Origin of the sequence: Pseudomonas sp. YY-1 (assembly GCF_002843095.1) — a bacterium.
GTDB classification, from domain to species: domain Bacteria; phylum Pseudomonadota; class Gammaproteobacteria; order Pseudomonadales; family Pseudomonadaceae; genus Aquipseudomonas; species Aquipseudomonas sediminis_A.
Genome location: NZ_PJLX01000015.1, coordinates 18,063 through 32,121, shown reverse-complemented (window position 1 = coordinate 32,121; position 14,059 = coordinate 18,063). Strand labels below are relative to the sequence as shown.

The window sequence follows — 14,059 nt, the reverse complement described above, 5'->3', positions numbered from 1 at the left end:
GCTGTCATTGCTCATCCTCCGACAGTCTGGGGATGCTTACCCTGCCGAAGTTTTACTCATCATGAAGAATTCCCTTGGCCACGAGTTGGGCGCGCTGCTGCGCCTGGCCGGCCCGCTGATCTCCGCCCAACTGGCCCACGCGCTGATGATTTTCACCGACACGCTGATGATGGCCATGCTCGGCCCGCAGCAACTGGCCGGTGGCGCGCTGGGCGCCACCTGCTATTTCATTTTCTCGATTTTCTGCACCGGGGTGATCGCAGCGGTGGGCAGCCTGATTGCCATTCGCCATGGCGCGGGCGACCCGTCCGGCATTACGCGCCTGATCCGCAACGGTCTGTGGCTGGCCATGCTGCTGGGCGCTGTCAGCGCGTTGTGCCTCAATGGCCTGGGCCCGCTGCTGCCGCATCTTGGCCAGGACCCTGACGCAGCCAGCCAGGCCATGGCATTCCTGCGCCCGTTGTCGCTGGCACTGCCCGGCTACCTGTGTTTCATGGCGCTGCGCGGCTTCACCAGTGCCATTGGCCATCCCGGCCCGGTCATGGCCATCAGCATCGCCGGTACCGCCGCCAATTTCGTCATCAACTACGCGCTGATCAAGGGTTGGTTCGGCCTGCCCAGCCTGGGCCTGAGCGGCATCGGCATGACCACAGCGCTGGTCAGCAGCGCCATGGCGCTGGCATTGGCGCTGTACATCCTGCTCTCGCCAACCTATCACCGCTACCAGCTGCGGCGCGGCATGGGTCGCCCACAGCGAGCGGAAATGCGCGCCTTGCTGCGCCTGGGCCTGCCTATCGGCGGCACCTACGCCGCCGAACAGGGGCTGTTCACCTTTGCCACGCTATGCATGGGCGCGCTGGGCAGCGTGCAGCTGGCGGCGCATCAGATCGCCATGCAAACGGTGGCGCTGGCGTTCATCGTGCCGCAAGGGTTGTCCTATGCCGTGACCTTCCGCGTCGGCCTGCACTACGGCGCCGATCGTCTGCACCTGTCACGGCTGGCGGGGCATCTCGGCATGGCCGTGGGCGCCGCCCTGATGCTGCTGTTCGCCCTGCTGTTCTGGCTGCTGCCAGAGTGGATCATCGGTCTGTTCCTCGACCGTCACGACCCGGCTTTCGCCGATATCGTCACCCTCGCGGTCAGCCTATTGGCGATTGCCGCCTGGTTCGAGTTGTTCGATGGCTTGCAGAGCATCGCCATGGGCGCGATCCGCGGGCTGAACGACGGCCGCACCACTCTGCTTATCGGTCTGACGGGTTACTGGTGCGTGGGCGCACCGCTGGTCTGGCTGTTCGCCTTCGCCCTCGGCTGGGGTGCAGAGGGCGTCTGGTGGGGCCTGGCTGCCGGCCTGGCAGTCACGGCGAGCGGGCTGGTGCTGGGCTTCCAGTGGAAGACGGCGCGCCTACAGCGGCCGAGTGCACTGGCGAGCGAGGCCTGCCTGCCGTAATCCGGCTACACGCGCGCCTCGGATTGCATCCGGGCTAAGGAACTGCGGCGCCTCAAGCCGAAGGCGGAGCACCGCTCAGCAGCGGCTGGCGCAAGCCAAACACCAGAAAACGTGCCAGCTCCGCCAGAGGTATCGCCTTACTGATCAGGTAACCCTGCACCTGATCGCAGCCAAACTGGCGCAACATGTCGAGCTGTTCGATGTTTTCCACCCCTTCGGCCACCACCTCGAGATTGAGGTTGTGCGCCAGGTTGATCATCGCCCGCACCAGTTGGCGGTTCTCGGCACGCTCGCCCATGCCGCCGACGAAGCTCCTGTCGATCTTCAGCAGGGTGATGGGCAGGCTGTTGAGGTGGACGAAGGAGGAAAACCCGGTGCCGAAGTCGTCCAGCGAGAAACGCACGCCGAACCGTCCCAGCGCCAGCATGGTCTGCTGCACCTGGTCGCTGCGGCGCATCACTGCGGTTTCGGTCAGCTCGAACTCCAGCCACTGCGCATCGACCCCACGTTCTTCGATCAAACGGCTGAGGGTCGGCAGCAACTGGCTGTCCTGAAACTGGCGGAATGACAGGTTGACCGCCATGTGCAGCGCCGGCAGGCCGCGTCCACGCAGCCACTGCATGTCGCGCAGGGCACGGGAGATAACCCAGTAACCGAGCGGTACGATCAGCCCGGTTTCTTCGGCCAGCGGCACGAATTCGTTGGGCGAGAGCAGCCCACGCTCGCTGTGCTGCCAGCGCACCAGCGCCTCCAGGCCGACGATGCGCCCGCTCTTCAGGCACAGGCGCGGCTGGTAATGCAGCTCCAGTTCGTCGCGGCGCAGCGCGCGGCGCAGCTCACCTTCCAGATCGGCCTGACTGCGTGCGCTGCGGTTGCGGCGTTCGTCATAGACATGAAACACGCAGCCTTGCTGATTCTTGGCCTGCTGCATGGCGATATGCGCATGCCACAGCAGCGGGTCGGCGCCCTCTCCAGGCTGGGCGTGAGCGAGCCCCAGACTACAGCCGATCAACAGACTCTCGCCGTCTACCCAGTAAGGCTCACCCAATACCTCGGTGACACGCTCGGCGAGGCGCTCCACGCGCTGCGGATCGCGGCGTGCATCGAGCAACAGAGCGAATTCGTCGCTACCCAGACGCGCAATCTGATCGCAGGGCTGCAGCAGACTCTTGAGCCGCGCCACCACCTGCAGGATCAGGCGATCCCCAGCCTGGTAGCCGAGGGCATCGTTGGCGTGGCGGAAGTTATCCAGATCGAGATGACCGAGTACAAGACCACGGCCACCACACTCGGCCAGGCGCGCGGCGAGCAGGGTCTGGAAACCCTGGCGATTGGCGATACCGGTCAAGGGGTCCTGTTCGGCCAGGCGTTGCAGGGTGTGCTTGAGATTGCCCTGTTCACGCGCGTAGCGCAGGCAGCGACGCAACACATCGAGACTGAGGCTGCCGCGCACCAACCAATCGCTGACACCGGTCGGCTCTTCGACTGGCTCTTCGTCGAGTAGCAAGACGATGGGCAAGGGGCACTGATGCGGCTCGGGAAGGCGATCCGGGGTACTCAACAGCAGACCGCTGGCGTGATCATCGAACAGGTTGCTGGCCGCCTCCCATGACGGCGCGGTAATCAGCGGGGATGGGCTGCCCAGGGCGCTCAACTGCTCGCGCAACAATTCGGCCCAGTCCGGCGTTTCCGCCAGCAGGACCAACCGCAAGGGTTCGACGAGCGTGGACAAGCAACCTCCCCAATGACCACAAGAATGATGGCGAATCGCGTCGCCTGAACGCGCCGTAATCGGCGTCTAATCAATCACATCCGTGCGAAAGGTAGTGCAGATCCTGAGGTATAGCCAGTAAACCTACAAGTGGAACCAGAGTACTGGAATAAAGTGGTTAACCAAGTGCGTGGCTATGCAATTTCGTGCGCTAGGCCACAGTTCCGGACGGTCGCGGCAGAAGTCATCAGGCCTGTTAAAATGCGCGGCCATTTTTCTGCGAACGATCCCATGTCCCGACTGAACCCCCGGCAACAAGAGGCCGTGAACTACGTCGGCGGCCCACTTCTGGTGCTCGCCGGTGCCGGTTCCGGCAAGACCAGCGTGATCACGCGCAAGATTGCCCACCTGGTGCAGAACTGCGGCATCCGCGCCCAGCACATCGTCGCCATGACCTTCACCAACAAGGCCGCGCGCGAGATGAAGGAACGCGTCGGTACCCTGCTCAAGGGCAGCGAGGCGCGCGGCCTGACCGTGTCCACCTTCCACAACCTGGGCATGAACATCATCCGCAAGGAATACGCACGCCTGGGCTACAAGCCCGGCTTCTCGATTTTCGACGACGGTGACATCAAGGCGCTGCTCAGCGACATCATGCAGAAGGAGTATTCCGGCGACGACGGTGCCGACGAGGTGAAAAACCTCATCGACAGCTGGAAGAACGACCTGATCCTGCCCGATGAAGCCTTGGCCAAGGCGCGTAATCCCAAGGAACAGACCGCCGCCATCGTCTACCTGCACTACCAGCGCACGCTCAAGGCGTACAACGCGGTCGATTTCAACGACCTGATCCTGCTGCCAGTCAAACTCTTTCAGGAGCACGCCGACATCCTGGAAAAGTGGCAGAACCGCATCCGCTACCTGCTGGTCGACGAATATCAGGACACCAACTCCAGCCAATACCTGCTGGTGAAGCTGCTGGTGGGCATGCGCAACCAGATCACCGTAGTTGGCGACGACGACCAATCGATCTACGCCTGGCGCGGCGCACGCCCGGAAAACCTGATGCTGCTCAAAGAGGACTATCCCTCACTGAAAGTGGTGATGCTGGAGCAGAACTACCGCTCCACCAGCCGCATCCTCAAATGCGCCAACACCCTGATCGCCAACAACCCCCACGCCTTCGAGAAGCAGCTGTGGTCGGAGATGGGCATGGGCGACGAGATCCGCGTGATCCGCACCCGCAACGAAGACGCCGAGTGCGAGCGCGTGGCACTGGAGATCCTCACCGAGCACCTGCGCACCCAACGCCCGTATAGCGATTTCGCCATCCTCTATCGCGGCAACTACCAGGCCAAGCTGATGGAGCTGAAACTGCAGCACCATCAGATTCCCTATCGCCTCTCCGGCGGCACCAGCTTCTTCGCCCGTCAGGAAGTGAAGGACCTGATGAGTTACTTCCGCCTGCTGGTCAACCCGGACGACGACAATGCCTTCCTGCGGGTGATCAACGTGCCGCGCCGCGAGATCGGCTCCGCCACCCTGGAAAAGCTCGGCAACTACGCCAACGAGCGCAAGATCAGCATGTACGCCGCAGCCGGTGAGATGGGTCTCGGCGAGCATCTCGATGCGCGCTTCACCGAACGCCTGCAGCGCTTTACCAAATGGATGGATCGGGTGCGCCAGGAGTGCGCGCAGAACGACCCGATCGCCGCCATCCGCAGCATGGTCATGGATATCGACTACGAGAACTGGCTGCGGCAGAACGCCTCCAGCGACAAGGTGGCCGACGCGCGCATGGGCAACGTCTGGTTCCTCGTCGACGCACTGAAGAGCACCCTGGAGCGCGACGAAGATGGCGACATGTCCATCGAAGACGCCATCGGCAAGCTGGTGCTGCGCGACATGCTCGAGCGCCAGCAGGAAGAGGAAGAAGGCGCCGAGGGCGTGCAGATGATGACCATGCACGCTTCCAAGGGCCTGGAGTTTCCCTCGGTGTACATCATCGGTTTCGAGGAAGAGATACTCCCGCACCGCTCCAGCATCGAGGCCGACACTATCGAGGAAGAGCGGCGCCTGGCTTACGTCGGCATCACCCGCGCCAAACGCAACCTGGCGCTGACCTTCGCCGCCAAGCGCAAGCAGTACGGCGAGGTGATCGACTGCTCGCCGAGCCGCTTCCTCGACGAGCTACCGCCGGAAGACCTGGTGTGGGAAGGGCTGGAGGAGGCGCCCGTGGAGGTCAAGGCCGCACGCGGCAACGACGCCCTGGCCAATATGCGGGCGATGCTCAAGCGCTGAGGCCATGGCTGACTGGTGTATGGTCGGTTTATTCGGTGGGCTGGCACCCTCGTCATTTTTGCCAGTCAGAAAGAAGATACCGCTCAGACACAGGGGGTTGGCACCATGCGCACATTCACTCTCGACCTCGACACGCTGACTCAGTTGATCAACGGCCGCGAACAGCAGGAGAACTGGCTGGACCTGGAAAGCGGTAGTGTCCTGAGCCTGTCGCCGGAAGATCAGCACAGCGAGCAGCGTCAGCACGTAGAACTGAATCCGGATCGCTACACCCAGATACCCAACCTCGACATTCCCCAGCGCGTGGCCATGCGCGAGTCCTTTCTGTTCACCCTCGACGATCTGCACGCCCACCCACTGCTCAGCGCCGCGTTGACCGGCCGCAAACCACTGCGCGCATTCGACTACGAGATCGAATCCTTTCCGACGATTCGTCAGCAGTGGCAGGCCTACGAACTCAAGCAACTGCGCGAGTACACGCTCAACTGGCTCTACGAACTGGGACTGGAGCCCGCGCCGGACAAGCTGCCGCTGGACACGCGCGGCATTCCCAAGGACATCCTGCGCCGCCTGACCAAGAGCGCCTGAACGGAGCAGCCCGCGGATTGCACCCGGGCTCCAGACACTGGCTAACAACCTGTCTAACCGGTCAATTGACCACGACTGTCGGGCAGGCTGCGGTTTCACTACACATTGCAGGTCATTTTGAGCGAAAATCCGCAGCTTTTCTGCTCAACCAGAGGATCGACCGTGGAGTCGTTGAAACAGAAGATTCGCAGCGAAGGCATCGTGCTGTCCGAGCATGTACTCAAGGTGGACGCTTTTCTCAACCACCAGATCGATCCGCGCCTGATGCAGGAGATCGGCCACGAGTTCGCCCAGCGTTTCGCCGGCCAGGGCATCACCAAGATCGTCACCATCGAGGCCTCCGGTATCGCCCCGGCGGTGATGGCTGGCCTGGAGCTGGGCATTCCGGTGATCTTCGCGCGCAAGTTTCAGTCGCTGACGCTCAAGGACGACCTGCTGATCTCCAAGGTGTTCTCCTTCACCAAGCAGACCGAAAGCACCATCGCCATTTCCGCGCGTCACCTGACGGCTGCCGACAAGGTGCTGGTAATCGACGACTTCCTCGCCAACGGCCACGCCGCCAAGGCGCTGATCGACCTGATCCAGCAAGCCGGTGCGCAGATTGCCGGTATTGGCATCGTCATCGAGAAGTCCTTCCAGGACGGCCGCAACCTGCTGGAGAGCGAAGGCTACCGCGTCGAGTCGCTGGCCCGTGTTGCCGCGCTGGAGAACGGCCAGGTGCGCTTCCTCGACTAAAAACTGTGCGCGCCCTCGCGCGCGTCAGGCCCCGGCAGTGGCCTGCAAGCCCGCCAGCAGCAAGCGCTGATAGAGGGCTTCACGCACCCCGTCGGGCGCTTCCAGACTCATGCGTCGCAAGTGTTCGGGATAGGCGCCTGGCTCTGGCGCATCGAGCGTGGCCTTGCCCAGCGCCAGTACTTCGGTCAGACGCAGCTTGCTCTTGAGCCAGCTCAGCGCCCGCACCAGGTCCTGCTCCACCGCGCTGAAATCGCTGCCTAGCGGGTATTCGGCGAACAGCTGCGAATGTTCTGCACGCAGAGCCTCCAGCCGCTCGGGCAGGTTGTTGCAGAAGCGCTCATCGAGCCGGAAATCCGCCGGCAGCTTGCCGGCCTGCTGCGCCTGCTCGATCAGTTCGCTCTGAAAGCGCGAATCGCTGACCTTGAGCAGCGCCTCGATCACCTGGGCGTCGGTCTTGCCGCGCAGATCGGCGATGCCGTACTCGGTTACCACGATGTCGCGCAGGTGCCGCGGGATGGTGGCGTGGCCATACTCCCAGACGATGTTCGAATTCACCTCGCCGCCCGACTCGCGCCAGCTGCGCAGCAGCAGGATCGAGCGCGCGTCCTCCAGCGCATGGGCCTGGGCGACGAAGTTGTACTGGCCGCCTACGCCGCTGAGTACGCGGCCGTCTTCCAGTTGATCAGCCACCCCCGCGCCGAGCAGGGTCATGGTGAAAGCCGTATTGATGAAGCGTGCGTCACGGCGCTGCAGACGCTTGAGCTCCTCTTCGCCGTACAGCTCGTTGATATAGCGAATGCCGGTCATGGCAAAGCGCTGCCGTTCAGCACCATCCAGCTCGCGCAAACGTCGGTAGAAGCTTTCCGGGCCGAGAAAGAAACCGCCATGCAGCACCACGCCGCCCTGCGCGCAGCCGAGACAGGACTGCAGGCGAGCCTGCGTCTGGGGATCACTGAGGTCCGCGGCGACGCGACTACCGTCAAGCAACTGCAGCTCGCCCGCCTCCAGTCGCACATCACCGCGCAGCAGGCCGCTTTCGCGCAGCCAGGCCAGATCGCTCGGCTGCAACGTCGCTAGCAGCCCTGCGTCGACCAGCGCCTGAACGCTGTGTGGCCGCCCCTGCTCATCCAGCGCACCATTACAGGCCAGACGCTGCAGGCGCAGATCCGGGTAAACCCGGCGCCGTAGCAGGCCGGCCTCGGCCAATGCCAGCAAGCCGTTGACGAACATTTCACTGCAGCCATACAGCCCGTGAGCGAGCGGTTCGAGACCGCCACAGGCGGCAATCTCATCCGCCCAATCATCAGCACGGAGCGCCCGTAGCAGCGCGCGGTAGCGAGCATTGTCGGCCTGCCTGGCCATCAGTGCCGACGCCAGGGCATCACCCATCGCGCCGATGCCGATCTGCAGGGTGCCGCCGTCACGCACCAGGGTGCTGGCGAACAGGCCGATGCAATGATCCTGCAAGGTCACGGGCATGTTCGGCGTGGAGAACAGCGTGGTGCGCTCGTCCTCGCCGATATGGATATCGAAGGTATCGCGCGACACCTGGGCATCGCCGGCCATGTAGGGCAGGTCACTGTGGATCTGGGCGACGCTGAGCACAGTTTCGCCAGCCTCACGGCGCTTATCCAGCAGCGGCAGTAGATCCAGAGTGATATCCGGGTTGCAGCTCAGGCTGAAATGCTCAGGGTGCGCTGGGTCAACGGCCACCAGCTGGGCGACCAAATTCAGGCCCTTGGCATTGAGGTCACGGGCGACATGGCTGTAATTGCTGCTGATGTAGTCCTGCTGCGCTGGCTCGCATTCGAGCAGACTGCCGGGCTGAAAGAAGAATTGCTCGACACGCACGTTGGCCGGCAGGTTGCCGGCGTGCAGATCGGCGAGAAAGTCCAGCTCGGGATAATCGCCGTAGACCCGGTCAACGAAGGGTTCGAGAAAGCGTCGCTGCAAGTCCTGGCCGGCACGCGGGCGCGCCAGGCACAGCGCGGTGTAGATGGTCAGCTGACGCTCGGGCAGATTGCGCACGCGTTCATAGAGCGCGTTTACCCAGCGATTGGGTTTACCCAGACCAAGGGGCAGGCCCAGATGAATCGGCCCGTCGATCTCGCTCAGCACGTGGTCGACGGCTTGTTCGAGGGTACAGGTGTGCGGCATCTGGCGCTCCTCGCGACATCCATGACGAATGCTGCTTGGACTACTGAGCCACCAGCATGGTTGCATGCCACCGCCAGAAACGAAAAAACCGCCCAGAGGGCGGTTTTTTCAGGGAAGCGGCGGGTATTACAGACCGGACATCTTCTTGATCGCTTCGCGCAGTTCGTCATCCGAGCAATCAGCGCAGGTGCCTTTCGGCGGCATGGCGTTGATACCGGAGATGGCAGCGGCGAGGATGCCGTCGAGGCCGCCCTGGTGATCGGCGCGATCTTTCCAGGCAGCGGTGTCACCGATCTTCGGTGCGCCCAGAACGCCGGTGGCGTGGCAGGCATTGCAGTGCTTGGCGATAATGTCATCAGCGGTACGTGCACCACCACCGGCGGATGCAGCGACGGTTTCGACGCCTTTGCACTCTTCGCCCATGATGCACACGTCGCCTACAGGCTTGAGGCGCTCGGCGATAGCTTCATCGGTCGTGGCCTGAGCAGTCACTGCCCACAGGGCCAATACGGCAGCCGGTACTGCCAGCATTTTCTTCATCAGATTCACGGTACACCCTCTTCGTGGCTAGTCACGCCCGCGGCCACGGTTTCGCGAGCGGGCGTCAGTATAACGGCAAGCGCGGCCCACCGAAACAACCCATATTGTCGCAGGGTTATTGATCAGAAGTTCGCTGGCGTCGTGGCACTGATCAAGCGCGCCGGCACATCGAACGGGTTGCGGAAGCGGTGCGGCTTGCTGCTCTCGAAGTAGTAGCTGTCACCCGGCTCGAGGATGAACACCTCGTTGCCCACGGTCAGTTCCAGTTTGCCTTCGACCAGCATGCCGGCTTCCTCGCCCTCATGGGCGTACATTTCGTCACCGGTATCGGCGCCAGCCGGGTAGGTTTCGTCGAGGAAGGAAATGGCGCGGCTCGGATGAGCCTTGCCGATCAGCTTCATGGTGATGGCGCCACTGCAGATATCGGTCAGCTCGGAGGCCCGGTAGACCACCTGAACCTGGTTCTCCTGCTCCATGTCGAGGGAGAAGAACTCCACCAGCGACATGGGAATGCCGCCGAGCACCTTTTTCAGCGAGCTGATCGAGGGGCTCACGCTGTTCTTCTCGATCATGGAAATGGTGCTGTTGGTGACGCCCGCCCGCTTGGCGAGTTCACGCTGGGATAGGCCTTTGAGCTTACGAATCGATTGCAGTCGAACGCCGACGTCCAATGCTGGAATCCCCCTTGGGATATGAGACGGAAAAGTGTCCGTATCATGGCATAGCGTTCGGAATTTACAACACTTGCGTTCACCCTTCGCCTACACGGCTCACATGCTCTTTCGAAAAGCCTCGAGATAGAGCCGTTCGAGTAAGCAATTGGCGCGCCGTGGAGTGTACAGCGCAAGTGGCCTTCCGATCCGGGCTCAGTTGCCGAGATAGAGCAGCGGCACCCGTCGCAGGTTGCAGAAAATCTGGTAGGGGATGCTACCCGCTGCCATGGCCACGTCACTGGCCAACACCTGCTTGCCCCACAACTCGACACGGCTGCCGAGACCGGCTTGCGGCAGATCGGTCAGGTCGACAGTGAGCATGTCCATCGACACCCGACCGATCAGGCGGGTCAGCTGACCGTCCACAACCACTGGCATACCGGTCGGCGCGTGACGCGGATAACCGTCGGCATAGCCCATGGCGACGACACCGACGCGGGTCGGCCGCTCGGACACAAAACGCGCGCCATACCCTACCGGCTCACCAGCCGGCAGCTCACGCACGCTGATCACCTTCGATTCCAGGGTCATCACCGGGCGCAGACGCGCGGCCTGCTCCTGTGCCTGCTCGAACGGCGTGGCGCCGTAGAGCATGATGCCGGGGCGCACCCAGTCGCTGGGTACCTGAGGCCAGCCAAGCACGGCCGGCGAATTGCGCAAGCTGACCTCGGCGCTCAGACCTTCGCGCGCCTGCTGGAACACCGCCAGTTGCTCACTCGTGCGCTCGCACTCGGGCTCGTCGGCGCGAGCGAAGTGGCTCATCAGCACGATCTTGCTGACCTTGCCGCTAGCCAGCAGACGCCGATAGGCGACCTGGTACTCGGCCGGATGCAGGCCGACGCGATGCATGCCGCTGTCCAGCTTGAGCCAGACGGTCAGCGGCTTGCTCAGTTGGGCCTGCTCGATAGCCTCGATCTGCCACTGCGCATGGGCGACGCACCACAGGTCATGCTGGTCGATCAGCGCCAGTTCGTCGGCCTCGAAGAAGCCTTCGAGCAGCAGGATCGGCGCCCTGATGCCGGCCTCGCGTAACACCAGCGCTTCTTCGATGCAGGCCACGGCAAAACCATCGGCGTCGGCTTCGAGTGCCTGCGCGCAACGCACCGCTCCGTGCCCATAGGCATCGGCCTTGACCACGGCCAAAGCACGAGCGCCGCTCATTTCGCGGGCCAGACGGTAGTTATGACGCAGGGCGTCGAGGTCGATCAGGGCACGGGCGGGGCGCATGGTTCGTTTCTCTCAATCATTCGCTGAGGCGACGATTTTTCGTAGCCCGGTGACATCCGGGTCATGCCGACAAATCGCCATTCAAAAAAAACCCGGCGGGGGAGCCGGGTGAAAAGCCAACACAAAAAAATTCCGGGAGAATTTTTTGACGTCGCTTGCGACGGCCCGGAGGGTTGCCGCCATGGAAGGCAGGCAACAAAAAGCTGTGGCCGCCTCAGACAGCAGCCACCACACACATTTCCACCAGCACTTCGGGCTTGTACATCTTCGCCTCGACGCAGGCACGAGCAGGCGCATGGCCATCGGCCACCCAGGCGTCGTACTCGGCGTTGAGGCCGTCATAGTCGGCCATGTCCTTGATGAAGATGGTCAGCGACAGGATCTTGCTCTTGTCGCTGCCGCCCTCGGCCAGCATCTTGTCGATGTTGGTCAGGGTCTGCCGGGTCTGCTCACGGATGTCACCGTCGAAGTCATCAGCCAACTGGCCGGCGAGGTAGATCGTGCCGTTGTGGATCACCACTTCGCTGTAGCGTTTGGCCACATGCAGGCGCTGGATCGACATAGGGGTAAAGCTCCTTGGATTGCGAAAGCGCGAAGGCTATCAGGTGCGCAGCGGCTGCGGTGCGCTCTGGACTTCACGCGCCTTGCGCGAATAACGCGAGATATCCAGGCCATCGGCGCTGATCTGCGGACGCTTGTTGGCCATCAGGTCGGCGAGCAAACGACCGGAACCGCAGGCCATGGTCCAGCCCAGGGTGCCGTGACCGGTGTTGAGGAACAGGTTGCGGAAGGTGGTACCCCCCACGATCGGCGTGCCATCAGGCGTGGCCGGACGCAGGCCGGTCCAGAAGTCGGCGCGTTGCAGATCGCCGCCTTCCGGGTAGAGGTCGGAGGTGATCATCTCCAGGGTTTCGCGACGACGCGGATTGAGCGACAGGTCGAAACCGGCGATCTCGGCCATACCACCGACGCGGATGCGGCCATCGAAGCGGGTGATCGCAACCTTGTAGGTCTCGTCGAGAATGGTCGAGCTCGGTGCCATGTCCGGGTTGGTGATCGGCACGGTCAGCGAGTAGCCCTTGAGCGGGTATACCGGAGCACGAATGCCCAGCGGCTTGAGCAGTTGCGGGCTGTAGCTGCCGAGAGCGAGTACGTAGCGGTCGGCGGTTTCCAGCTTGCCGTCGATCCACACGCCATTGATGCGATCACCGACGGCGTCCAGGCGCTGGATGTTCTGGCCGAAACGGAACTCGACGCCGAGCGCCTTGGCCATGTCCGCCAGCTTGGTGGTGAACATCTGGCAGTCGCCGGTCTGGTCATTGGGCAGGCGCAGGGCACCGGCCAGCTTGTGCTTGACGCCAGCCAGGGCCGGCTCGACGCGGGCGATGCCGTCGCGGTCGAGCAACTCGAACGGCACGCCCGAGGCTTCCAGCACGGCGATATCCTTGGCGGCAGCATCGACCTGGGCCTGGGTGCGAAACAGTTGGGTGGTGCCGAGCTGGCGGCCTTCGTAGGCGATGCCGGTCTCGGCGCGCAACTCGTCGAGGCAGTCGCGGCTGTACTCGGACAGGCGCACCATGCGCTCCTTGTTGATCGCATAACGGCTGGCGGTGCAGTTGCGCAGCATTTGCGCCATCCACAGGTACTGGTCAACGTCACCGGTGGCCTTGATCGCGAGCGGAGCGTGTTTCTGCAGCAGCCACTTGATGGCCTTCAGCGGCACGCCCGGCGCTGCCCAGGGCGAAGCGTAGCCCGGAGAAACCTGGCCGGCGTTGGCGAAGCTGGTTTCCAGCGCCGGGCCGTTCTGACGGTCGACCACCACCACCTCGAAGCCCTGACGGGCGAGGTAGTAAGCACTGGCGGTACCAATCACACCGCTGCCGAGAACCAGAACACGCATGTTTTTCTCCCCGCCGCGCCCAGGGCGCGTGCGTTACAGGCCATTGTTGTCGATGGGCGCAGTATAGGAAGAGCCGCGCAGTGCTTTTCACCATATACACAGCTATATTTGGCGAGAATTCTTGGCAAAAAGCCGTTTTACAGAGGCGGATTCCCCATGAGAACCCAGCATCAGAGTCGTCGTGAACTGGACAAGATCGACCGCAACATCCTCCGTATCCTGCAAGAGGATGGGCGCATCAGCTTCACCGAACTGGGCGAACGCGTGGGGCTGTCGACCACGCCCTGTACCGAGCGCGTACGCCGCCTGGAGCGCGAAGGCATCATCATGGGCTACCACGCCCGCCTCAATCCGCAGCACCTCAAGGCCAACCTGCTGGTGTTCGTCGAAATCAGCCTGGACTACAAGTCCGGCGACACCTTCGAGGAGTTCCGCCGCGCCGTGCTCAAGTTGCCGCACGTGCTGGAGTGCCACCTGGTGTCCGGCGACTTCGACTATCTGGTGAAAGCGCGCATCAACGAGATGGCCAGCTACCGCAAGCTGCTCGGCGACATCCTGCTCAAACTGCCGCACGTGCGCGAGTCGAAGAGCTATATCGTCATGGAAGAGGTGAAGGAAAGCCTGGCACTGCCGGTGCCGGAGTGAATCTGTAGGAGCGAGCTCTGCTCGCGAAGCTTTTACGTGGCATGGTTCGCGAGCAGAGCTCGCTCCTACGGGATGGTTGATCGTTCCCACACCCT

At 62.9% G+C, this 14,059-nt stretch carries 12 protein-coding genes; 5 read left to right on the top strand and 7 right to left on the bottom strand.

Annotated features, from left to right (window positions below; translation table 11 throughout):
- Window positions 1-61 precede the first annotated feature (61 nt).
- Window positions 62-1,447: a NorM family multidrug efflux MATE transporter gene (locus CXP40_RS19120; protein WP_106735043.1), complete on the top strand. Its 1,386-nt coding sequence runs from the start codon at window positions 62-64 to the stop codon at window positions 1,445-1,447.
- A 52-nt stretch (window positions 1,448-1,499) separates the two neighbouring features.
- On the opposite strand, the gene CXP40_RS19115 is transcribed toward CXP40_RS19120, so the two are convergent.
- Window positions 1,500-3,179, bottom strand: a complete 1,680-nt coding sequence (locus tag CXP40_RS19115; protein ID WP_106735042.1) for a bifunctional diguanylate cyclase/phosphodiesterase — start codon at window positions 3,177-3,179, stop codon at window positions 1,500-1,502.
- A gap of 270 nt (window positions 3,180-3,449) precedes the next feature.
- Between CXP40_RS19115 and rep the strand changes: the two genes are divergently transcribed.
- From rep to CXP40_RS19100, 3 genes are all read left to right on the top strand, one after another.
- Window positions 3,450-5,459 (top strand): DNA helicase Rep, encoded by a 2,010-nt coding sequence (rep, locus tag CXP40_RS19110; protein ID WP_106735041.1) that lies wholly within the window; start codon window positions 3,450-3,452, stop codon window positions 5,457-5,459.
- 105 nt (window positions 5,460-5,564) lie between these two features.
- Window positions 5,565-6,047, top strand: coding sequence for a UPF0158 family protein (locus tag CXP40_RS19105; RefSeq protein ID WP_106735040.1), 483 nt, complete (start codon window positions 5,565-5,567; stop codon window positions 6,045-6,047).
- Window positions 6,048-6,209: 162 nt separating this feature from the next.
- Window positions 6,210-6,782, top strand: a complete 573-nt coding sequence (locus tag CXP40_RS19100; RefSeq protein WP_099524753.1) for a xanthine phosphoribosyltransferase — start codon at window positions 6,210-6,212, stop codon at window positions 6,780-6,782.
- A 24-nt stretch (window positions 6,783-6,806) separates the two neighbouring features.
- Here the strand turns inward: CXP40_RS19100 and CXP40_RS19095 are convergent, their stop codons facing one another.
- The 6 genes from CXP40_RS19095 to dadA all read right to left on the bottom strand — a co-directional run bounded on the left by CXP40_RS19095 (window position 6,807) and on the right by dadA (window position 13,319).
- Window positions 6,807-8,939: an acetyl-CoA hydrolase/transferase C-terminal domain-containing protein gene (locus CXP40_RS19095; RefSeq protein WP_106735039.1), complete on the bottom strand. Its 2,133-nt coding sequence runs from the start codon at window positions 8,937-8,939 to the stop codon at window positions 6,807-6,809.
- Window positions 8,940-9,065: 126 nt separating this feature from the next.
- Entirely contained in the window at window positions 9,066-9,488 is a 423-nt protein-coding gene (locus tag CXP40_RS19090) for a cytochrome c5 family protein (protein WP_106735038.1), read from the bottom strand.
- A 113-nt stretch (window positions 9,489-9,601) separates the two neighbouring features.
- On the bottom strand, window positions 9,602-10,150 hold the full coding sequence (locus CXP40_RS19085) for a cupin domain-containing protein (RefSeq protein WP_099524758.1): 549 nt from the start codon (window positions 10,148-10,150) through the stop codon (window positions 9,602-9,604).
- A gap of 195 nt (window positions 10,151-10,345) precedes the next feature.
- Window positions 10,346-11,419 (bottom strand): alanine racemase, encoded by a 1,074-nt coding sequence (alr, locus tag CXP40_RS19080; RefSeq protein ID WP_106735037.1) that lies wholly within the window; start codon window positions 11,417-11,419, stop codon window positions 10,346-10,348.
- Window positions 11,420-11,633: 214 nt separating this feature from the next.
- On the bottom strand, window positions 11,634-11,981 hold the full coding sequence (locus CXP40_RS19075; protein WP_036999868.1) for a RidA family protein: 348 nt from the start codon (window positions 11,979-11,981) through the stop codon (window positions 11,634-11,636).
- A 39-nt stretch (window positions 11,982-12,020) separates the two neighbouring features.
- Window positions 12,021-13,319 carry a D-amino acid dehydrogenase gene (dadA, locus tag CXP40_RS19070; RefSeq protein ID WP_106735036.1) on the bottom strand — a complete coding sequence of 433 codons (1,299 nt, stop codon included), beginning with the start codon at window positions 13,317-13,319 and terminating at the stop codon, window positions 12,021-12,023.
- Window positions 13,320-13,475: 156 nt separating this feature from the next.
- Between dadA and dadR the strand changes: the two genes are divergently transcribed.
- Window positions 13,476-13,964 (top strand): transcriptional regulator DadR, encoded by a 489-nt coding sequence (dadR, locus tag CXP40_RS19065; protein ID WP_013713454.1) that lies wholly within the window; start codon window positions 13,476-13,478, stop codon window positions 13,962-13,964.
- Window positions 13,965-14,059: the final 95 nt, after the last annotated feature.